Annotated in this window: 20 protein-coding genes and 1 riboswitch; of the genes, 18 read left to right on the forward strand and 2 right to left on the reverse strand. The window is 72.5% G+C overall.

All coding sequences use genetic code 11. The features are described from left to right. Nucleotides 1-95: 95 nt before the first annotated feature. Nucleotides 96-199, reverse strand: a riboswitch (glycine riboswitch). 204 nt (nucleotides 200-403) lie between these two features. From IF89_RS0119070 to IF89_RS0119120, 11 genes are all read left to right on the forward strand, one after another. Continuing rightward, nucleotides 404-1,063 carry an AAA family ATPase gene (locus tag IF89_RS0119070; RefSeq protein ID WP_051807273.1) on the forward strand — a complete coding sequence of 220 codons (660 nt, stop codon included), beginning with the start codon at nucleotides 404-406 and terminating at the stop codon, nucleotides 1,061-1,063. Between the two features lie 94 nt (nucleotides 1,064-1,157). Beyond that, nucleotides 1,158-1,892, forward strand: a complete 735-nt coding sequence (locus IF89_RS0119075) for an enhanced serine sensitivity protein SseB (RefSeq protein WP_030769148.1) — start codon at nucleotides 1,158-1,160, stop codon at nucleotides 1,890-1,892. 97 nt (nucleotides 1,893-1,989) lie between these two features. After that, complete coding sequence (locus tag IF89_RS0119080; RefSeq protein ID WP_030769150.1) at nucleotides 1,990-2,730, forward strand: enhanced serine sensitivity protein SseB C-terminal domain-containing protein; 741 nt, start codon at nucleotides 1,990-1,992, stop codon at nucleotides 2,728-2,730. Between the two features lie 464 nt (nucleotides 2,731-3,194). Beyond that, nucleotides 3,195-4,190: an ABC transporter permease gene (locus IF89_RS0119085; protein WP_030769152.1), complete on the forward strand. Its 996-nt coding sequence runs from the start codon at nucleotides 3,195-3,197 to the stop codon at nucleotides 4,188-4,190. Nucleotides 4,191-4,264: 74 nt separating this feature from the next. After that, complete coding sequence (locus IF89_RS0119090) at nucleotides 4,265-6,043, forward strand: ABC transporter substrate-binding protein (protein WP_030769154.1); 1,779 nt, start codon at nucleotides 4,265-4,267, stop codon at nucleotides 6,041-6,043. 132 nt (nucleotides 6,044-6,175) lie between these two features. Continuing rightward, the gene (locus tag IF89_RS0119095; protein ID WP_030769156.1) at nucleotides 6,176-7,174 is read left to right on the forward strand and encodes an ABC transporter permease; all 999 of its coding nucleotides are present in this window, start codon (nucleotides 6,176-6,178) and stop codon (nucleotides 7,172-7,174) included. Further along, nucleotides 7,171-8,295, forward strand: coding sequence for an ABC transporter ATP-binding protein (locus IF89_RS0119100; protein WP_030769157.1), 1,125 nt, complete (start codon nucleotides 7,171-7,173; stop codon nucleotides 8,293-8,295). The genes IF89_RS0119095 and IF89_RS0119100 overlap by 4 nt, the downstream gene beginning before the upstream one ends. Next, nucleotides 8,292-9,398 (forward strand): ABC transporter ATP-binding protein, encoded by a 1,107-nt coding sequence (locus IF89_RS0119105; protein WP_030769161.1) that lies wholly within the window; start codon nucleotides 8,292-8,294, stop codon nucleotides 9,396-9,398. The genes IF89_RS0119100 and IF89_RS0119105 overlap by 4 nt, the downstream gene beginning before the upstream one ends. Nucleotides 9,399-9,660: 262 nt before the next feature. Continuing rightward, entirely contained in the window at nucleotides 9,661-10,317 is a 657-nt protein-coding gene (locus IF89_RS0119110) for a trimeric intracellular cation channel family protein (protein WP_030769164.1), read from the forward strand. Between the two features lie 47 nt (nucleotides 10,318-10,364). Then, complete coding sequence (locus tag IF89_RS0119115) at nucleotides 10,365-11,219, forward strand: thioesterase family protein (RefSeq protein WP_030769166.1); 855 nt, start codon at nucleotides 10,365-10,367, stop codon at nucleotides 11,217-11,219. A gap of 106 nt (nucleotides 11,220-11,325) precedes the next feature. Then, complete coding sequence (locus IF89_RS0119120) at nucleotides 11,326-12,489, forward strand: cysteine desulfurase family protein (protein WP_030769169.1); 1,164 nt, start codon at nucleotides 11,326-11,328, stop codon at nucleotides 12,487-12,489. A gap of 14 nt (nucleotides 12,490-12,503) precedes the next feature. Here the strand turns inward: IF89_RS0119120 and IF89_RS0119125 are convergent, their stop codons facing one another. Further along, entirely contained in the window at nucleotides 12,504-13,169 is a 666-nt protein-coding gene (locus IF89_RS0119125; RefSeq protein ID WP_030769173.1) for an N-acetylmuramoyl-L-alanine amidase, read from the reverse strand. Between the two features lie 70 nt (nucleotides 13,170-13,239). Between IF89_RS0119125 and mnmA the strand changes: the two genes are divergently transcribed. Then, nucleotides 13,240-14,370 carry a tRNA 2-thiouridine(34) synthase MnmA gene (gene mnmA / locus IF89_RS0119130; protein ID WP_030769175.1) on the forward strand — a complete coding sequence of 377 codons (1,131 nt, stop codon included), beginning with the start codon at nucleotides 13,240-13,242 and terminating at the stop codon, nucleotides 14,368-14,370. Between the two features lie 20 nt (nucleotides 14,371-14,390). Here mnmA and IF89_RS0119135 read toward each other — a convergent pair whose 3' ends face one another. Next, nucleotides 14,391-15,314 carry an NADP-dependent oxidoreductase gene (locus tag IF89_RS0119135; RefSeq protein ID WP_030769178.1) on the reverse strand — a complete coding sequence of 308 codons (924 nt, stop codon included), beginning with the start codon at nucleotides 15,312-15,314 and terminating at the stop codon, nucleotides 14,391-14,393. A 130-nt stretch (nucleotides 15,315-15,444) separates the two neighbouring features. Here IF89_RS0119135 and IF89_RS0119140 point away from each other — a divergent pair, with 130 nt between their 5' ends. The 6 genes from IF89_RS0119140 to IF89_RS0119165 all read left to right on the forward strand — a co-directional run bounded on the left by IF89_RS0119140 (nucleotide 15,445) and on the right by IF89_RS0119165 (nucleotide 19,836). After that, a complete protein-coding gene (locus IF89_RS0119140; RefSeq protein ID WP_030769181.1) occupies nucleotides 15,445-16,470 on the forward strand; it encodes a GlxA family transcriptional regulator in 1,026 nt (341 codons plus the stop codon). A 99-nt stretch (nucleotides 16,471-16,569) separates the two neighbouring features. Further along, complete coding sequence (locus tag IF89_RS0119145; RefSeq protein ID WP_030769185.1) at nucleotides 16,570-16,914, forward strand: DUF1330 domain-containing protein; 345 nt, start codon at nucleotides 16,570-16,572, stop codon at nucleotides 16,912-16,914. Further along, the gene (locus IF89_RS46025) at nucleotides 16,914-17,054 is read left to right on the forward strand and encodes a hypothetical protein (protein ID WP_158717888.1); all 141 of its coding nucleotides are present in this window, start codon (nucleotides 16,914-16,916) and stop codon (nucleotides 17,052-17,054) included. The genes IF89_RS0119145 and IF89_RS46025 overlap by 1 nt, the downstream gene beginning before the upstream one ends. Nucleotides 17,055-17,080: 26 nt before the next feature. Next, nucleotides 17,081-17,866 (forward strand): hypothetical protein, encoded by a 786-nt coding sequence (locus IF89_RS0119155; RefSeq protein ID WP_030769187.1) that lies wholly within the window; start codon nucleotides 17,081-17,083, stop codon nucleotides 17,864-17,866. Nucleotides 17,867-18,166: 300 nt separating this feature from the next. Continuing rightward, nucleotides 18,167-18,856, forward strand: a complete 690-nt coding sequence (locus IF89_RS0119160; RefSeq protein WP_030769188.1) for an SDR family oxidoreductase — start codon at nucleotides 18,167-18,169, stop codon at nucleotides 18,854-18,856. After that, entirely contained in the window at nucleotides 18,853-19,836 is a 984-nt protein-coding gene (locus tag IF89_RS0119165) for a methionine synthase (protein ID WP_030769191.1), read from the forward strand. The genes IF89_RS0119160 and IF89_RS0119165 overlap by 4 nt, the downstream gene beginning before the upstream one ends. The last annotated feature ends 17 nt before the right edge of the window (nucleotides 19,837-19,853 follow it).

Genomic DNA, 19,853 nt, shown 5'->3' on the forward strand with positions numbered 1-19,853 from the left:
GAGGTTCGCCGAGAGTTCCGCCGATCCATCGATCGCCGGTATCCGCGACTTGCACCTTGGGTGGAGCTGCCGGGCAGCTCGCTTTTCAGATCTGCCTCATCCACGCGGTACGGGGCCTGAGAGATTCAAGGGAGGTTCTTGCTCCTTCGGCGCCCGGGCACGGCCTTGCGGCGTGCCGGGACTCTCCCGCGCGGATTCAAGCGGCCGGTATGCAGTTGGTCCAGATGGCGCACATCATTGCACGCCATGCCCGAGATCGGGGGTCGGGGTCCGAAACTTCGTACGCCCGTCCGAGCGGCCCGAGCGGAACCGGACATGCCGATCACCGTCTCTTTACACTCAGTGGGGAAGGTCCTGGTGACCCGATTCGGGGGAGGGTGAGGCTGTGCGGAGATTCGGAGTGGTGGCGACGACCGGGACCGTGGAGGCGGTGCCGGCGCAGCGGCGCGGCGCACGCGAGCGCAGGAGGGCTGCGGACCGGGGCCTCGGCCTCGTACGCGACCTGCGCGGCCCGGCCCTGCGCGGCCCGCGGCGGCTCACCTTCGCCGAGGGCGACATCGTCGTGGTCTCCGGCCTCCCCGGCGGCGGCAAGAGCACCCTGATCGAGCGGGCCGCCCCCGAGGGCGGGGCCGTCGACTCCCAGGACACCCGTGAGCGCTGGGAGCGCCGGATGCCCGCCGCCCTGCCCTACGCGGTGTACCGCCCGCTCGTGCGCGCCGCGCACTACTGGGGCCTCCACCGCATCCTGCGCTCCGGCGCCTCCGTGGTCGTCCACGACTGCGGCACCCAGACGTGGGTGCGCGGGCTGCTCGCCGCGGCCGCGCGCCGACGGGGCCGCGCGCTGCACCTCCTCCTCCTGGACAGCAGCCCCGAGGAGGCCCTTTCCGGGCAGCACGCGCGGGGCCGCCGCGTGTCCGCCTACGCCTTCGCCCGCCACCGCTCCGCCGTGGGCCGCCTGCTGCGCGACGCCGAGGCCGGCCGGCCGCCCGCCGGCTGCGCCTCGGCGACCCTCCTGGACCGCCGCTCGGCCGCCGCCGTGACGGGCATCGACTTCCGGGGCTGACCTTCCGGGCCGTCCGGCCCCGGCGGCGCGCTCCGGCCGGGGGCCGGTAGCCTGCGGTGCGACACGCGAGGGACCAGACGGAGGCAGGGGCGGGATGCAGGGCAGCGGCTGGCCGGAGAATGAGCTGGAGCAGGTGCTCGGGGCGGCGCTCGGGCAGCCGGACGCCGGCGGCCGGATCCTGGAAGTGCTCGGACGCAGCCGGGTGTGGGTGCCCCTGCCGGGAGGCGGCGGCCCCGACGCAGCCGCCCTGGACCTGCCCACGATGGACATCGGCGGGGCGGCGTACGTCCCCGTGTACAGCTCCGAGTCCCAGTTCCTCGCCTGCGTCGGCCCCGGCATGGACTTCGCGGTGGCTCCGGCGGTCGAGTTCGCCCGGGGGCTGCCTCCGCAGCTGGGCATCGCGGTCAATCCGGAGGGCGCCGTCGGCGTCCCGCTGCCCCCGCCCGCCGTCGCCGAGCTCTGCCGGGCGGGCCGCAGCCCTCTCGACGGCCCGGCCACCGGTGGTCGCGTGCGGCTCTACGAGCCCGACTGGCAGGACGACCCGGTGGACTTCCTGGCCGCGGCGGGCGAGGAGTTCCGTGCCGCCGGTGTGGTCGCCGCGGCGTACCGCTGCCTCGCCAGCGTCGAGGGCGGGGCCCCGGAACTGTTCATCGGTGTCCGCCTGGTGGGATGGGAGCCGCAGGTGCGCGAGGCCCCGCTGGAGGCGCTCGGGCGGGCCCTGACGCGCGTCCCGGCGCCGTGGCCGGTGCAGTTGATCCTCCTGGACGCGGCCCAGGACCCGGTCACGGACTGGATTCGTGAGCGCGTACGCCCCTTCTACCTCGCGTAGGGCCGCTTAAGCTGGTGACATCTCCCGGCCGCACGCGCGAGCGCCGGTCCGGGGTGAGGCACGCGTGGAGCGACGGGCGGACGAAGAGGGGTACCGGGTGAGTGCGTCAGGCACGGCCGCGGCCGGGCAGGTCGAGCACATGATGCGCCAGGTGACCCCCGGGCGCTACGAGAGCTACGAGTCACTGCTGCACGCCCTCTCCGAGGGCCGGCTGTGGATGCTGCTGTGGCAGGGGCAGCCGGGGTCACCGGACGCCCAGTACGGCGGCATGGAGGTCGACGGCCTCGGCTACGCGCCGTGCGTCACCTCCCCGCAGGAGCTGGCCGCGAGCGGCTGGAACAGGGGCTACGAGGTGGTCACCGGGCGCGACATCGCCCGCGCCCTCTACCCCGACCGCTGGGGCCTGTGGCTCAACCCGCACGCGCAGGGCGGGGGCCTCGGTGTCCCCTGGGCGGACCTGCGGCGCGTCGCGACCGGCCTGGACCGGATGCCGGCGGGCCCGCTGCGGCTGTCGGAGCCCAGCATCGAGCTGCCCCAGTTCTACGGGCTGCTGACCCAGCACGCGCACCGCACCCCGGCCGTACGGTCGCTGCGCCGCGCCTGGGTGCAGCCCGCGCTCGGGTCCCCGTACCTCGCGGTCGGGCTCGACCTGTACGACGCCTCCGCGCCGGCGCTGCAATCCGTACGGGAGATGATGCGCCAGTCGGTCGGGGCGGTCCCCGAGGGCGTCCCGGTGTGCACCGTGGCGCTGGCGGACGAGCACGATCCCGTGGCGATGTGGCTGCGGGCGCAGACCCGCCCCTTCTACGACCGGGAGGGCCAGGCCCCGGCGTACTGACCCGGTCCGCCCCCGGCGTTCCCCGACCTGCGGGAACACCTCGACACGACATCCGCATACCGAGACATCCATCTCGAAGGCCGCACCGGACCCATCGGTGCGGCCTTCGGTCTTTCGGCGGATTACACCCAAGATCCGTGTACGAAAGGGCAGTTGGGTCGGATGTCCGTTCCGCGCCGAACATGCGGTGTTTCACCGCTCAACAGGTCTGGCGGTTCGGATAACGGAAGGTGTAGGCGCAGATCACGGTTGCGCATCACATCCCCGGGGGGTCTGGCGGCTGGTTGAGAGGGCGTTGAAGACTCCCCCCACCGAAGGCCGGTCCATCTCGCAAGCACCGACTCTTCACGTGCACTTCCGGCACATTTCTCGCCAATCGCACCACCAGCGACGCCGATTGAACCAAGCCGCCACAGCGGCGGGCATGGGCCGGCCACCGTCGGCCGAGAGGGGTCCCCACCACGATGACGGCACCACTGCACGACACCAGCGCGGCCGAGCCCGCAGCCGTGGCCGCCCCCGACGTTCCGCAGAAGGCGATCGAGGGGCGCTCCCCGTGGCAGATCGCCTGGCTGCGCCTCAAGCGCGACAAGGTCGCGCTGGCCGGCGGTGTCATCGTGCTCCTGCTGATCGTCGTCGCGATCTTCGCGCCGCTGATCGTCAAGGCCTTCGGACACCCGCCGGAGGAGCTGCACGAGGACATGCTCGACCCGCTGCTGGGCCTGCCGCTCGGCGACTGGGGCGGTATCAGCGGCGACTTCCTGCTCGGCGTCGAGCCGGTCAACGGACGCGACGTCTTCAGCCGCATCGTCTACGGCGCCCGGATCTCGCTGCTGGTGGCCTTCCTGTCCGCCTTCGTGGCGGTCTCGCTCGGCACCTTCTTCGGCATCGTCGCCGGCTACTTCGGCGGGTGGGTCGACGCGGCGATCAGCCGGGTGATGGACCTGCTGCTGGCCTTCCCGCAGCTGCTCTTCATCATCGCCCTGATCTCCGTCATCCCCAACAAGCTGTGGGGGTTCGAGGGTTCGGGCCTGCGCATCGCCGTCCTGGTGCTGGTGATCGGCTTCTTCGGCTGGCCCTACATCGGCCGCATCGTCCGGGGCCAGACCCTCTCGCTGCGCGAGCGCGAGTACGTCGAGGCCGCACGCAGCCTCGGCGCGGGCCGCTTCTACATCCTCTTCCGCGAACTGCTCCCGAACCTGGTGGCGCCCATCACGGTCTACGCGACCCTGATGATCCCCACCAACGTGCTGACCGAGGCGGCCCTGAGCTTCCTCGGAGTCGGCGTCAAGCCGCCCACGCCGTCCTGGGGGGAAACCCTCGCCACGGCCGTGCGGACCTACGAGGACGATCCGCTCTTCATGATCTTCCCCGGCGTAGCGATCTTCATCACCGTGCTGGCCTTCAACCTCTTCGGCGACGGCGTCCGCGACGCCCTCGACCCGAAGGGCTCCCGCTAGCCACCGCAGGGCAAACCAAGGACCGGCCTCGTGCCGTACGTACACCGGAACTACAACGGAGGGTTGCGAGCATCGTGACTACCCATCGCACGTCGAAGCGCAGACTTGCCGCCGGCACGGCCGTCGTGCTCGCGGCCATGCTCACCGCGACCGCCTGTGGCGGGGCCGACAAGAAGGACGACAAGGGCGCGGCCTCCGGCGGCGGCTTCAACGCGGGCATCGAGAAGGTCGCCAACCCGTCGGACAAGAAGGGCGGCGAGCTGAAGTTCGTCGGCACCCAGGACGCCGACTCGTGGGACCCGCAGCGCGGCTACTACGGCTTCATGTGGGACTTCGCCCGCTACTACACGCGCCAGCTGATCAGCTTCAAGCCCGGCCCCGGCAAGGAGAGCACCGAGCTCGTCCCGGACCTCGCCACCGCCAAGGCCGAGATCAGCGACGGCGGCAAGACCTACAAGTACACCCTGAAGGACAACGTGACCTGGGAGGACGGCTCGCCCGTCACCGCCCAGGACATCAAGTACGGCATCGAGCGCACCTGGGCACAGGACGTCATCTCCGGCGGTCCGGTCTACCTCCAGCAGGTCCTCGACCCGAAGGCCGAGTACCCCGGCCCGTACAAGGACACCGCTCCGGACAAGCTCGGCCTGAAGGCGATCGAGACCCCGGACGCGAAGACCATCATCTTCAAGCTCCCCACGCCCAACGGCGACTTCGAGCAGATGCTGGCGATGCCGGCGGCGAGCCCGGTCAAGCAGGACAAGGACACCGCCGCCAAGTACGGCCTGAAGCCCTTCTCGAACGGCCCGTACAAGATCGACTCGTACGAGCCGAACAAGAGCATGAAGCTCTCGCGCAACGAGAACTGGAAGCCCGAGTCGGACACGATCCGCAAGGCGCTCCCGGACACCATCTCGGTCACGTTCATGGCGAACGCGGACGACATGGACAAGCGCCTGATGAACGGCGAGTTCGACCTCGACATCAACGCGACCGGCATCGGCCAGGCGGCCCGCGCCACCGCGCTGAAGGACCACAAGGGCAACCTCGACAACGGCCAGACCGGCTTCATCCGGTACGCGGTCATGCCGCAGACCGTCGCGCCGTTCGACAACATCGAGTGCCGCAAGGCCGTCATCCACGCGGCCGACAAGAAGTCCCTGCAGACCGCCCGCGGCGGCCCGCAGGCCGGTGGTGACATCGCGCCCAACATGCTCCCGCTGGGCATCAAGGGCTCGGACGCCAAGTACGACCCGTACGAGGTCCTGAAGAACGACGGCAAGCCGAACCTCGAAAAGGCCAAGGAGGCCCTCAAGGCCTGCGGCAAGGAGGCCGGCTTCAAGACCACCATCGCCGTCCGCAACAACAAGCCGGTCGAGGTCGCCACGGCCGTCTCGCTCCAGAACGCCCTGAAGCAGGTCGGCATCGAGGCCGACGTCGACCAGTTCGACGGCGCGCAGACCTCCGGCATCATCGGCTCGCCGAAGGTCGTCAAGGAGAAGGGCTACGGCATCATCATCATGGGCTGGGGCGCCGACTTCCCGACCGGGCAGGGCTTCTCCCAGCCGCTGGTCGACGGCCGCTTCATCCTGCAGAGCGGCAACAACAACTTCTCCGAGCTGAACGACCCCGCCATCAACTCCCTGTTCGACCAGGCGATCGCGGAGACCGACCCGGACAAGGCCGGCGAGATCTACAAGCAGATGAACCAGAAGGTCTCCGAGGCCGCCGTCTACCTGCCCTTCGTCTACGACAAGACGATCACCTGGCGCAGCACCCGGCTGACGAACGCCTACACCACCGACGCCTACAACGGCCGCTACGACTACGCGTCCCTCGGTGTCGTGAAGTAACGGTCCATCAGTCCAGTTCCAGTGTTCCAGTGCCACACCCGCTAGGCACGAAGGGCAGGTGATGGCCGCGGTTACGGCGTGGGGGCGCTCTCCGGAAGGGGGCGCCCCCGGGCCGCAGCCAGGCCGAGCGCAGTGCTTGCATACCTCATCCGACGGATCTTCGCCGTCCTCGTCATGCTGCTGGTCATCACGCTGGTGACCTTCGGAATCTTCTTCCTGTTCCCGAAGCTCATCGGGACGGACCCGGCCCTGTACTTCGTGGGCAAGCAGTCCGACCCCGCCGCCATCGAAGGCATCCGGCAGAAGATGGGTCTCGACGACCCGGTCCTCGTCCAGTTCGGCAAGTTCGTCGTCGGGCTGGTGGCGGGTCGTACGTACGCCAACGGCTCCGACGTCACGCAATGCGCCGCGCCCTGCTTCGGGTACTCCTTCAAGACCGAGCAGGAGGTCTGGCCGCTGCTGCTGGACTGGCTGCCGGTCACCCTCTCCCTCGCCCTGGGCGCCGTCGTGCTGTGGGTCGCCGGAGGTGTCGCCACCGGCGTCGTCTCCGCCCTCAAGCGCGGCACCGTCCTGGACCGCTCGGTCATGGGCGTCGCCCTCGCCGGCGTCTCCCTCCCCATCTACTTCACGGGCATGCTCGTCATCGCCCTCTTCTCCGACCAGCTCGGCTGGTTCGGACGGCCGGAGGCGACCTTCGCCGACGACCCGGCCAAGTGGTTCAACGGCATGGTCCTGCCGTGGGTCTCGCTCGCCTTCCTCTACGCGGCGATGTACGCCCGGCTCACCCGCGCCACGATGCTGGAGGTCCTCAACGAGGACTACATCCGCACCGCCCGCGCCAAGGGCCTGACGGAGCCCGTCGTCATCGGCAAGCACGCCATGCGCTCCACGATGACGCCGATCCTGACCGTCCTGGGCCTCGACCTCGGCGCTCTGATGGGCGGCGCGGTCCTGACCGAGTACACGTTCTCGCTGCACGGCCTGGGCTACAGCGCGGTACGCGCCATCAGCGAGCACGACCTCCCGGTCATCCTGGGCATCACCCTGATCTCCGCGTTCTTCGTCGTCGCCGCGAACCTCATCGTTGACCTCCTGTACGCGGTGATCGACCCCCGAGTGAGGCTGTCATGACCGACCGGACGACCAAGACCGGAGAGACCGCGGCGCCCAACCAGCCCTACGACGGCTCACCGCCCTCCACCGCATTCCTGGAGGTCCGCGACCTCAAGGTGCACTTCCCCACCGAGGACGGCCTGGTCAAGTCGGTCGACGGGCTCTCCTTCACGCTGGAGAAGGGCAAGACCCTCGGCATCGTGGGCGAGTCCGGATCCGGCAAGTCGGTCACCTCGCTGGGCATCATGGGCCTGCACCGCGTGGGCCAGTACGGCCGCCAGCGCGCCCGGATCTCCGGCGAGATCTGGCTCGACGGCAAGGAGCTGCTCTCCGCCGACGAGGACGAGGTGCGCCGGCTGCGCGGCCGGGAGATCGCGATGATCTTCCAGGACCCGCTGTCCGCCATGCACCCGTACTTCACGGTGGGCAAGCAGATCGCCGAGGCCTACCGGGTGCACCACAAGGTCGACAAGAAGGCCGCCCGCACGCGGGCCGTCGAGCTCCTCGACCGTGTCGGCATCCCCGAACCCCACAAGCGCGTCGACAGCTACCCGCACGAGTTCTCCGGCGGCATGCGCCAGCGCGCCATGATCGCGATGGCGCTCGTCAACAATCCCGAGCTGCTGATCGCGGACGAGCCGACGACCGCCCTGGACGTCACCGTCCAGGCCCAGATCCTCGACCTGATCCGGGACCTGCAGAAGGAGTTCGGCTCCGCGGTCATCATGATCACGCACGACCTCGGCGTGGTCGCCGAGATGGCCGACGAACTCCTCGTGATGTACGGCGGCCGCTGCGTCGAGCGCGGCACCGCCGAGAAGGTCTTCTACGAGCCCCGGCACCCCTACACCTGGGGCCTGCTGGGCTCGATGCCGCGCATCGACCGCGAGCAGACCGAGCGCCTCATCCCGGTCAAGGGCTCGCCGCCCAGCCTCATCAACATCCCGAGCGGCTGTGCCTTCAACCCGCGCTGCCCGTACGCCGACGTACCCAAGGGCAACGTCACCCGCACCGTGCGCCCCGAGCTCACGGCGCCGGACGACACCGGGGCGGACGGCACCCGCCACTGGTCCGCCTGCCACATGTCGCAGGAGGAGCGGACCCGGATCTGGACCGAAGAGATTGCGCCGAAGCTGTGACCGACACCACGAAGACGGACCCCGCCGTCACCCTCCCGGCGCAGGCCACGGACTCTCCGGAGCCGCTGCTCAAGGTCACCGGCCTGACCAAGCACTTCCCCATCACCAAGGGGCTGCTGCGCAGGCAGACCGGCGCGGTCAAGGCCGTCGACGGCATCGACTTCGACGTCCGCCGCGGTGAGACCCTCGGCATCGTCGGCGAGTCCGGCTGCGGCAAGTCGACCATGGGCCGGCTGATCACGCGGCTGCTCGAACCGACCGGCGGAACCATCGAGTTCGAAGGCAAGGACATCACGCACCTGAGCGTGGCGGGCATGCGCCCGCTGCGCCGGGACGTGCAGATGATCTTCCAGGACCCCTACGGCTCGCTGAACCCGCGCCACACGGTGGGCACCATCGTCGGCGCCCCCTTCAAGCTCCAGGGCGTGGAGCCGGAGGGCGGCCTCAAGGCGGAGGTCCAGCGGCTGCTGTCGCTCGTCGGGCTCAACCCGGAGCACTACAACCGCTACCCGCACGAGTTCTCGGGCGGCCAGCGCCAGCGCATCGGCATCGCGCGGGCCTTGGCGCTGAAGCCGAAGCTGGTGGTCGCGGACGAGCCCGTCTCGGCGCTGGACGTCTCGATCCAGGCCCAGGTGGTCAACCTGCTGGACGACCTCCAGGACGAGCTCGGCCTCACCTACGTGATCATCGCGCACGATCTGTCGGTCATCCGCCACGTCTCGGACCGCATCGCGGTGATGTACCTGGGCAAGATCGTCGAGCTCGCCGACAACAAGTCGCTGTACGGGGAGCCCATGCACCCCTACACCGCGGCCCTGATGTCGGCCGTGCCGGTGCCCGACCCGAGGCGGCGGGGCGCCAAGAGCGGCCGCATCCTGCTCAAGGGCGACGTGCCGTCCCCCATCTCGCCGCCGAGCGGCTGCCGCTTCCACACGCGGTGCTGGAAGGCGACGCAGATCTGCGCGACGCAGGAACCGCCGCTCCTGGCGCTGAAGACGGGCCACCAGGTGGCCTGCCACCACCCGGAGAACGCCCCCGACCAGGCCCCGGGCGACAAGCCCCTCCCGGGCGCGTCGGACGCGGTGACGACGGCGACGGAGTGACCCGGGCGCCGGGTGGGCCGTCCCGACCCACCCGGCGCAGCGCCACCGGCCCCAGCCCCGTCGACTGAACCGTCCCGACCCGGGGCCCGCCCGGCCACATCCAGCCCCGCCGGCGTTGAGGCGCGGGGGCTCGGGGGCAGCGCCCCCGCAACGGCGCGGCACGAGCCAGGGGTCCGGGGCGGAGCCCCCGGTGTGCGGCCCGCACGCCCGCGACGGCGGAGCCGCGCATTCCGCCGAGCCCGCCCCAGGCGACAATGGCCCCGTGCTCCATGATCTCTTCCCGCCCGGGGTCCAGCATGCCCTGGACCTCGCCGGCATCTTCGTCTTCGCCACGGCGGGCGCCCTGCTCGCCGTCCGCAAGAACTTCGACGTCTTCGGCATCGCCGTCCTGGCCCTCGTCACGGCCCTCGGCGGGGGCCTCTTCCGCGACCTGGTCATCGGCGCCGTGCCGCCGGCCGCCTTCGGCGAGCTCAGCTTCTTCGTCACCCCGCTGATCGCCGCCGCGCTCGTCTTCTTCCTGCACCCCGAGGTCCAGCGGATCAACCGGGCCATCAACGTCTTCGACGCCGCCGGCCTCGCGCTGTTCTGCGTGACCGGCACGACCAAGGCCTACGAGTACGGCCTCGGCCTGACCGCGTCCGCCGCCCTGGGCCTGGCCACCGCCGTCGGCGGCGGCGTTCTGCGCGACGTCCTGGCCAACGAGGTGCCCTCGCTGCTGCGGGACCGGGAGATGTACGCCGTGCCCGCCACCGTCGGCGCCGCCATGGTGGCCGTCTTCATCGCGCTGGACTCCCTCAACGCCGTCACCACCGGACTGGCGATCGTCACCACCTTCGTCCTCAGGATCCTCGCCATGCGCTACCACTGGCGGGCCCCGCTGGCCTGGAACCGGCGCTCCGCGGTGGCCGAAGAGCCGTAACAAGAGAAAGCTACCGCTTAGTAGCAAGCCGGTGTACCGTCGTTTGCATGTCATATGCAGCTGCCCAGGCATCCATCGGTGACAGCGAGTTCGACCGCGACACCGCCATCACCGAACGCGCCGGCGAGCCCGGCGTGTACGACGCGGAGCTCTCCGCCGGCTGGACGATCATCGCCGCCGTCAACGGCGGTTACCTGCTGGCCCTGGTCGGCCGGGCCCTGTCGGCGACCCTCCCGCACCCGGACCCCTTCACGGTGTCCGCGCACTACCTGACCTCCTCCGTGCCCGGCCCCGCCGTGATCCGCACCGAGGTCGTCCGGGTCGGCCGCACCCTCTCCACCGGCCAGGCCTCGCTCTTCCAGTACGACGAGCACGGCAACGAGGTGGAGCGCATCCGCGTCCTCGCCTCCTACGGCGACCTCGCGTCCCTTCCGGACGACGTGCGGACGGCGGCGGTGCCGCCGCTCATGCCCTCCTACGAGAACTGCATCGGCCCGGAGGCCGGCCCCGCGCCGATCCCCGGCAGCTCCGCCATCGTCGACCGGCTCCGGCTGCGGCTGGACCCGGCGACCGCCGGCTGGGCCGTCGGCGCTCCCTCCGGCAAGGGCGAGATGCGGGCCTGGTTCGAGCTGGCCGACGGCCGCGACGCCGACCCGCTCTCCCTGCTCCTCGCGGTGGACGCGCTGCCGCCCACCGCCTTCGACCTCGGCCTCGTGGCGTGGACCCCGACCGTGGAACTCACCACGCACATCCGCCGCCGCCCTGCCCCCGGCCCGCTGCGGATCTCCATCACCACCCGCAACCTGGCCGGCGGCTTCCTGGAGGAGGACGCCGAGGTCTGGGACTCCACCGACCACCTGGTCGCGCAGTCCCGCCAGCTGGCCCGGGCCCTGCGCATGTGATCGGACGCCGGGCCGGGGAGCGGCGGCCCGCCGCGGCCCCGTGACCCGGCCGGATCGCATCCCGCCGGGCGGAGAGGTACGGGCGGGCTCGTAGAATCGGGGGATCATGGCCTACCTCGACCACGCCGCCACCACCCCCATGCTGCCGGAGGCCGCCGCGGCGATGACCGCGCAGTTCGCCGCCACGGGGAACGCCTCCTCCCTGCACGCCGCCGGCCGCCGGGCCCGCCGTACCGTCGAGGAGGCCCGCGAGGCCTTCGCCGAGGCGATCGGCGCCCGCCCCAGCGAGGTGATCTTCACCGCCGGCGGCACGGAGGCCGACAACCTCGCCGTCAAGGGCCTCTACTGGGCCCGGCGAGCCGAAGACCCCGCCCGGACCCGGGTCATCGCCAGCCCGGTCGAGCACCACGCGGTGCTCGACGCCGTGCACTGGCTCGCCGAACACGAGGGTGCCCGGGTCGACTACCTGCCCGTGGACCGCTACGGGCGCGTCCACCCCGACGCCTTCCGCGAGGCCGTCGAGCACAACCCCGACGACATCGCCCTCGCCACCGTCATGTGGGCCAACAACGAGATCGGCACCGTCATGCCGGTCCGCGAACTGGCCGCCGTCGCCCGCGAGGCCGGAATCCCCCTGCACTCCGACGCCGTCCAGGCCTTCGGGCAGCTCGACGTCCACTTCGGCGACAGCGGCCTCGCCGCCATGACCGTCAGCGGCCACAAGATCGGCGGCCCCTACGGCATCGGAGCGCTGCTCCTCGGCCGCGACCAGAGCCCCGTACCCGTCCTGCACGGCGGCGGGCAGGAGCGGCACGTCCGCTCCGGCACCCTCGACGTGCCCGCCGTCGCCGCCTTCGCGGTGGCCGCCGTCCTGGCCGCCGAGCGGCGCCAGCACTTCGCCACCGAGATCGGTGCCCTGCGCGACGAACTGGTGGCCGCCGTCCTGGCCGCCGTCCCCGACGCCGTCCTCGGCGGAGACCCCGAGGAGCGGCTGCCGGCCAACGCGCACTTCAGCTTCCCCGGCTGCGAGGGCGACTCGCTGCTGCTCCTGCTCGACGCCCAGGGCATCGAGTGCTCCACGGGCTCGGCCTGCACCGCGGGCGTCGCCCAGCCGAGCCACGTCCTGCTGGCCGCCGGCACCGACCCGCAGCTGGCCCGCGGCACCCTGCGCTTCTCCCTCGGCCACACCTCCACCAAGGAGGACGTCGCCGCGCTGGCCGCCGCCATCGGCCCCGCGGTCGAGCGCGCCCGGACGGCCGGCCTCAGCTGAGCGCACCGGGAGGCTCAGGCCGAAGCCGCCAGGGCCTCCCGGACCATGCGTATGTAGCGGTCCCAGTCCCAGTGGTCGCCCGGGTCCGTGTGGTCGGCACCCGGCACCTCCGCATGCCCGACGATGTGCTTGCGGTCCGCCGGGAAGTCGTACCGCCGGCAGATGTCGGCCGCCAGCCGCGCCGACGCCGCATACATGGCGTCCGTGAAGTCCTTCGGCCGGTCCACGAAGCCCACGTGCTCGATGCCGACGCTGCGCTCGTTCATCGAGCGGTTGCCCGCGTGGAAGGCCACGTCCAGCTCGCGCACCATCTGCTCCACGTGCCCGTCGCCGCGGACTATGTAGTGCGCCGACGCCTTGTGCCAGGGGTTCTTGAAGGCGTCCACCGAGGACCGGAAGCCACCCTGTGTGACGTGCACGACGATCCGGTCGACGCGGTAGTCGTCGGGCCGGTCCGCCATCCGCCAGTTCGCCGGCGAGGCCGCCGTCCATCCCGCGCCCGCGTGGTCGATCTCACCCTCCTTGCGCGGCTTGGCCACCCCCGGCAGCAGCCACCACGCGCGGCGGATCTCGTCCCGGCCGGCGACCGCCCCCGCCGCGACGACCCCGAGCCCGCCCAGCAGCACAGCCCTGCGCGTGCGGCCCCTCGGCTTCGATCCCGCGTTCCCCTGCTCGGTCATGTGATCCACCCCCCTGACCCGAGTAACGCGCTGTGACCCCGCTGGGTTCCCCCGTACCCTGGACGGTGCTATGACTGAGAACCTGCCGCGCACCGACCGCCCCCTTCGCGTCCTGGCCGCCATGTCCGGCGGAGTGGACTCCGCCGTCGCCGCCGCCCGCGCCGTCGAAGCCGGGCACGACGTGACCGGTGTCCACCTCGCCCTCTCCGCCAATCCCCAGTCCTTCCGGACCGGCGCCCGCGGCTGCTGCACCATCGAGGACTCCCGCGACGCCCGCCGCGCCGCCGACGTCATCGGCATCCCCTTCTACGTCTGGGACCTCGCCGAGCGCTTCCGCGAGGACGTCGTCGAGGACTTCATCTCCGAGTACGAGGCCGGGCGCACCCCTAACCCCTGCCTGCGCTGCAACGAGAAGATCAAGTTCGCCGCGCTGCTCGACAAGGCCCTCGCCCTCGGCTTCGACGCCGTCTGCACCGGCCACTACGCCACCGTCGTGCTGAAGGAGGACGGCACCCGCGAGCTGCACCGCGCCTCCGACATGGCCAAGGACCAGTCCTACGTCCTCGGCGTCCTCGACGAGAAGCAGCTCGCCCACGCCCTCTTCCCGCTGGGCGACACCCTCACCACCAAGGACGAGATCCGCGCCGAGGCGGAGGCCCGCGGCCTCGCCGTGGCGAAGAAGCCCGACAGCCACGACATCTGCTTCATCGCCGACGGCGACACCCAGGGCTTCCTCGCGCACCGGCTCGGCAAGGCCGAGGGCGACATCGTCGACGAGTCCGGCGAGAAGATCGGCACCCACGAGGGCGCCTTCGGCTTCACCATCGGCCAGCGCAAGGGCCTGCGGATCGGCCACCCGGCCCCCGACGGCAAGCCGCGCTACGTCCTCGACATCTCCCCGGTGAACAACACCGTCACCGTCGGCCCCGCCGAGGCCCTCGACGTCCGTGCCCTCACCGCGATCCGGCCCCGCTGGTGCGGCGCCGAGGCCGCCGCCCCGGGCACGTACACCGCGCAGCTGCGCGCCCACGGCGGCGAGAGCGAGGTCTTCGCCGAGGTCGTGGACGGCGAGCTGCGCGTCTCCTTCACCGAGCCCGTCCGCGGCGTGGCCCCCGGCCAGGCGATCGTGCTCTACGACGGCACCCGCGTGGTCGGCTCCGCCACCATCGCCACGACCACCCGGGCCGCCGCCGCCGTCTGAGGGCCGACCGGGTCCGCGGGTCAGACCACCGTCAGGACGATCTTGCCGGTGGTCCGGCCCTGCTCGCCGATCTCGTGCGCCCGGGCGGCCTGCGAGAGCGGCAGCACCGTCTCCACCAGCGGCTTCAGCAGTCCGCGGTCCGCGAGGTCTGCGACGGCCTCCAGGCCCTTGAGATCGGGGTCCACCAGCACCCAGGCCGCGTTCACCCCGGCGGCGTCCGCCGGGACGGAGTCCGGACCGGGCAGCGAGATGAGGTGACCGCCGGGCCGCAGGACCTTCAGGCTGCGCTCGGCGGTGTCGCCGCCCAGCGCGTCCAGGACGACATCGACGTCCGCGACCGCCTCGGCGAAGTCCACCGAGCGGTAGTCGACCAGTTCGTCGGCGCCCAGCCCGCGCAGCACGTCGTGCTTGGCCGCGCTGGCCGTGCCGATCACGTAGGCGCCGCGCGCCTTGGCGATCTGCACCGCCAGGTGCCCGACGCCGCCGGCCGCCGCGTGCACGAGCACCCGCTGGCCCGCCGTGACACCGGCCGTGTCCACCAGCGCCTGCCACGCGGTGAGCGCCGCCAGCGGCAGCGCCGCCGCCTGCACGTGGTCGAGGGAGGCGGGCTTGCGCGCGAAGTGCCGCGCCGGGGCCACCACGTACTCGGCGTAGCCGCCCGCCTGCCGCGGGAAGAGCGGCATGCCGTAGACCTCGTCGCCCGGGGCGTACAGGGTCACACCGGGGCCGACCGCCTCGACCGTGCCGGAGACGTCCCAGCCCACGATCGGCGTCTCCCCCCAGGCGATCAGGGCGCCGCTGGCGCGGGTCTTCCAGTCGACCGGGTTGACGCCCGCCGCGTGGACACGGACGAGGACCTCGCCCAGACCCGGCTCGGGGCGCTCGATCTCCCGCTCGACCAGGTTCTCCGGGCCGCCCCACTCGTTGACGACGATCGCACGCATCTCAGTCCGCCTCATTTCCATCCGTCGGTGTCGGGGTACCGGGTCGTTCTCCCGGCGACGTGTTCCACCTTCGGGCAGGGCCCGTCCTCGTGGTATTGGCCGTTTGGCCACTGTGTGACAGGATCTGGCCATGGCCGCCATCGAGGAGCACACCGAGGACCCGACCCCCCGGGGGACCGGCGCGAACGGCCGGCACCTGGTCGCGGTCCTGGCCCTGCCCGGCTTCCCGCCGTTTGAGCTGGGCATCCCGTCACGGGTCTTCGGCAGCGCCGTGGACGACGACGGCGAACCCCTCTACGACGTCGTCGTCTGCACCGCCGACGGCGCCCCCGTGCCCAGCGACTCCGGCTTCACCCTCCAGCCCGCCGCCGGACCCGAGGCCCTGGCCGCCGCCGACACCGTGATCGTGCCGCCCACCCACGCCATGCCCGAGCTCGCCCGGGGCGGGCCGCTGCCACCCGCGGTCGCCGGGGCCATCGCCGGCATCCGCCCCGGCACCCGCATGGTGTCCATCTGCTCCGGCTCCTACGTCCTCGCCGCCGCCGGCCTCCTCGACGACCGCCCCGCCACCACCCACTGGAACCTCGCCGACGAATTCCGCCGCGCCTACCCCCGGGTCCGCATCGACGAGGACGTCCTCTTCGTCGACGACGGCGATGTGCTGACCTCCGCCGGGGTCTCCGCCGGAGTCGACCTGTGCCTGCACCTCATCCGGCGCGACCACGGCGTCGCCGCCACCAACCGGGCCGCCCGCATGTGCGTCGTACCGCCCTGGCGCGACGGCGGACAGGCCCAGTTCATCGACCGGCCGGTCCCCGAACCCACCGTCGCCAGCACCACCGCCACCCGCGCCTGGGCCCTGGAACGCCTCGCCGAACCGGTCAGCCTCGCCGAGCTCGCAGCCCACGCCCGGATGAGCCTGCGCACCTTCACCCGGCGCTTCCGCGACGAGGTCGGCATGACCCCGGTCCAGTGGCTCACCGCCCAGCGCCTGGAGACGGCCCGCCACCTGCTGGAGTCCAGCGACCTGCCGGTCGACCTGGTCGCCCACCGGTCCGGCTTCGGCTCCGCGGGCTCCCTGCGCCAGCACATGCGCGCGTCCCTCGGCGTCTCCCCGATCGCCTACCGGCGCACCTTCCAGGCCGCCCCGGCATGACCCCTGAGGTAATCGCCACCGCCGTCGCCCGCTGACACGATCGGACCGAGGTCCGCACCGGCGGACCGTTGCCGCCGACAGCCGACGAGGGAGCAGACCATGACCGCGTACGCCATCGCCCACCTCCGCCCCGAGACGATGCATGAGGACGTCCTCGCCTACATCGAGGCCATCCAGTCGACGATGGACCCCTTCGGCGGCCGCTTCCTCGTGCACGGCAAGCAGGTCGAGGTCCTGGAGGGCCCCTTCCCCGGCACGGTCGTGGTGATCGGCTTCCCCGACATCGAGCGGGCCCGCGCCTGGTACGCCTCCGACGCCTACCAGGCCATCCTCCCGCTGCGCACGCGCCACATGGCGGGCGAGGCCGTCCTGGTCGAGGGCGTCCCGGCCGACTACGACGCCTCGAAGACGGCAGCGGCCCTGCGCGCCGAGGCCGGCCTCTGATGGGCAACCGGGCCACCTTCGTGAGCGTGGGCCCCGACGGGTACGAGCACCGGTCTTCCTCCTTCGGCGCCGTCGGCCTCGACCTCGACCTGCTCGGCGGCCCCGAGGCGCTCCTGCCGTTCGTCCGGGCCACCGGCTGACGGAAGGCCCCGGGTACGACGACGACATGTGCGAGGCGGGCGCCCTGATCGACCCCGCCCGCAAGCTGCTCCTGGCCTTCGCCCAGGAAGGCCCGTCGGTCGCCCTGCGCACCCGCGCCGCCTGGCTGCGGCTGCTCGGCCTCGCCTGGCCCGGCTGGGAGGTCCGCTGGCTCTACGACGGGCAGAGCGGCCTGCGCGACCATCTCGGGCTGGACCCGGCGGACGAGTGGGGCGGCGTGCGCCCCGGTCCGGCCCTGGAGGCCGACGACGAGGAGCTGGCCGACCCCGACCCCCTGGCCGCCGTCATCACGGTCGGATCCGGCCGCTGCCACGTCCTCGCCCACATAGCCGACCACCCCGTCGCCGAAGGCCCCGCGCTCCTCGACCGGCTCGCGGACGCGCCCGCCCACACCGGGTACGCGGGGCACGCCGAGGCCGGCATCCACATCGACCCCGCGGCCCGCAGGGTCGGGTGGTGGCTGAGCGGCACCGTGCCCCACGCCGGACACATGGCCGCGCGCCGGCCCGGCTGGACCGTGGAGTTCTGGGCCGACCGCTGGAGCGAGCACGAACGCGCCTGCGGCGGCCGCTTCGCCCCGCCCGCACCGGACCCCGCCGCCGCACAGGCCGACGTACGGGCGCAGGCGCTCCGGCGGTGGGCCGAGCCGCGGGACGATGTGCGGGCACGGCTCGTCGCGGCGCTCCCGCACGCCACGATCGGCCGGGGCTTCGCCCCTGCCGTCTCGGCGGAGCAGGCTGCCGGCGCCCGCACCGCCGTGGAACGGGCCTACGCGGCGGTCGCCGGCACCTGACCCCGGTCTCCGGGCCCCCACACCCGCGGCACGGCCGGCGCCGCCGGCCTCCCGTCGGCCGCCACCGCGGACCGGGCGGCGGCGCTCGAACGGTCCCGCCGGGCTGCGGTGACGGCCGGGGCGCCGGGTCCCGGCCCGGCGCCGAGCGGCGGACCGCTTCTCGGCGCGGCGCCCCGTACGGTGGTCCGGGAGGCGTACCCGCCGCCGGGGCGGGGGAGTCGATCGCGGTGCTGCCCGGGGCCGGCGCCGGCCCCGGGGCTTCTCCCACCCCGGCCTGCGGGACCTGCGAGCATGGGCGGTATGGCTACTCACCTGATCACCGGTGCCGGTTCCGGCATCGGCGCCGCCGTCGCGACCCGCCTGCACGCCCGGGGCGACGACCTCGTCCTCCTGGCCCGCGACGCCGCCCGCGGCAAGCAGCTCGTCGAGCGCTACCCCGGCGCCCGGGTCCTCGTGGGCGACCTCGCCGACCCCGACCGGCTCTCCTGGGCCTTCTCGAAGCAGGCGATCCCCGAGCGCATCGACTCGCTCCTGCACATCGCCGGGATCGTGGACCTCGGACCGGTGGGGGACCTGCGGCCCAAGACCTGGCACCAGCAGCTCAACGTGAACCTCGTCGCCCCCGCCGAGGTGACCCGACTGCTGCTGCCCACCCTGCGCGCCTCCAAGGCCACCGTCGTCTTCGTGAACTCCGGCGCCGGCCTCAACGCCCACGCCGACTGGAGCGCGTACGCCGCCTCCAAGCACGGCCTCAAGGCACTCGCCGACTCCCTGCGCGCCGAGGAGCGGGGCAACGGCATCCGCGTCACCTCCGTCTACCCGGGCCGCACCGCCAGCCCCATGCAGGCCAAGGTGCACTCCCAGGAGGGCAAGGAGTACGACCCCGCCGCCTGGATCGACCCCGAATCCGTCGCGACCACCATCGTCATGGCCGTCGACCTGCCGCGCGACGCCGAGGTCAACGACCTGTCCGTGAGGCCGGGCCGATGAGCGCCGGCGCGACCGGAGTCGGCTCGCTGCCCGGCGGCGACGCCCGTGAGGCCGCCAAGACGGCGACCGGCTCCTTCGAGGACTTCCCCTACCTGCCCGAGCTGCCCGCCCGCGGGCCCGGCGCGGACATGATCGGCCGCTCGACCGGGCTGCTCGTCGACATGTACGCGCACGTGGAGCCCAGCGGCTGGCGGATCAGCGACCGGCCCGGCCGCGACACCCGCCGGGCCCGGTCCTGGCTGGGAGAGGACCTGGACGCCCTGGAGGAGTTCACCCAGGGCTACACCGGCCGGCTCAAGGTCCAGGCCGTCGGACCGTGGACGCTGGCCGCCGCCCTCGAACTGCACGGCGGCGAGGCGATGCTGCAGGACGCCGGCGCCTGCCGGGACCTGGCCGGATCCCTCGCCGAGGGCCTGCGCGAGCACCTGGCCGACGTGCGCAGGCGGATCCCCGGCGCCGAGATCGTGCTCCAGCTCGACGAGCCGTCCCTGACGGCCGTCCTGCGCGGCCGGATCCGCTCGGCGAGCGGCTACCGCACCTACCGCGCCGTGGACCGGCAGGTCGTCGAGGGTGCGCTGCGCGACCTGATCGCCGTCCACGACGGTGAGGTCGTCGTCCACTCCTGCGCGCCCGAGGTCCCCTTCGGCCTGCTGCGGCGGGCCGGCGCCGCGGGCGTGTCGTTCGATTTCTCACTGCTCACGGAGCGCGAGGACGACGCCGTCGGGGAAGCCGTCGAAGGCGGGACGAAGCTCTTCGCCGGAGTGGTGCCCGGCACCGACGGTCCGTTGTCGGACCCGGGCGGTAGCGTCATGGGTGTCAGGAAGCTCTGGCGCAGGCTGGGGCTGGCTCCGGGGACTCTGGCGGAGTCCGTCGTGGTCACCCCCGCGTGCGGTCTGGCGGGCGCCTCGCCCGCCTACGCCCGCGCGGTGCAGGCGCATTGCGTCAGAGCGGCGAGGTCGCTCGCCGACAACCCTGAGTGACGGTCGAGACGGGCCAC

This window comes from Streptomyces sp. NRRL F-2664 (assembly GCF_000719345.1).
Taxonomy (GTDB): domain Bacteria; phylum Actinomycetota; class Actinomycetes; order Streptomycetales; family Streptomycetaceae; genus Streptomyces.

Excerpts from the sequence above, each read along its gene's own strand:
- IF89_RS0119075 (WP_030769148.1), top strand. The coding sequence starts at position 1,158 with ATGCAGGGCAGCGGCTGGCCGGAGAATGAGCTGGAGCAGGTGCTCGGG.
- IF89_RS0119085 (WP_030769152.1), top strand. The coding sequence starts at position 3,195 with ATGACGGCACCACTGCACGACACCAGCGCGGCCGAGCCCGCAGCCGTG.
- IF89_RS0119100 (WP_030769157.1), top strand. The coding sequence starts at position 7,171 with ATGACCGACCGGACGACCAAGACCGGAGAGACCGCGGCGCCCAACCAG.
- IF89_RS0119115 (WP_030769166.1), top strand. The coding sequence starts at position 10,365 with ATGTCATATGCAGCTGCCCAGGCATCCATCGGTGACAGCGAGTTCGAC.
- IF89_RS0119120 (WP_030769169.1), top strand. The coding sequence starts at position 11,326 with ATGGCCTACCTCGACCACGCCGCCACCACCCCCATGCTGCCGGAGGCC.
- IF89_RS0119125 (WP_030769173.1), bottom strand. The coding sequence starts at position 13,169 with ATGACCGAGCAGGGGAACGCGGGATCGAAGCCGAGGGGCCGCACGCGC.
- mnmA (WP_030769175.1), top strand. The coding sequence starts at position 13,240 with ATGACTGAGAACCTGCCGCGCACCGACCGCCCCCTTCGCGTCCTGGCC.
- IF89_RS0119135 (WP_030769178.1), bottom strand. The coding sequence starts at position 15,314 with ATGCGTGCGATCGTCGTCAACGAGTGGGGCGGCCCGGAGAACCTGGTC.
- IF89_RS0119140 (WP_030769181.1), top strand. The coding sequence starts at position 15,445 with ATGGCCGCCATCGAGGAGCACACCGAGGACCCGACCCCCCGGGGGACC.
- IF89_RS0119145 (WP_030769185.1), top strand. The coding sequence starts at position 16,570 with ATGACCGCGTACGCCATCGCCCACCTCCGCCCCGAGACGATGCATGAG.
- IF89_RS46025 (WP_158717888.1), top strand. The coding sequence starts at position 16,914 with ATGGGCAACCGGGCCACCTTCGTGAGCGTGGGCCCCGACGGGTACGAG.
- IF89_RS0119155 (WP_030769187.1), top strand. The coding sequence starts at position 17,081 with ATGTGCGAGGCGGGCGCCCTGATCGACCCCGCCCGCAAGCTGCTCCTG.
- IF89_RS0119160 (WP_030769188.1), top strand. The coding sequence starts at position 18,167 with ATGGCTACTCACCTGATCACCGGTGCCGGTTCCGGCATCGGCGCCGCC.
- IF89_RS0119165 (WP_030769191.1), top strand. The coding sequence starts at position 18,853 with ATGAGCGCCGGCGCGACCGGAGTCGGCTCGCTGCCCGGCGGCGACGCC.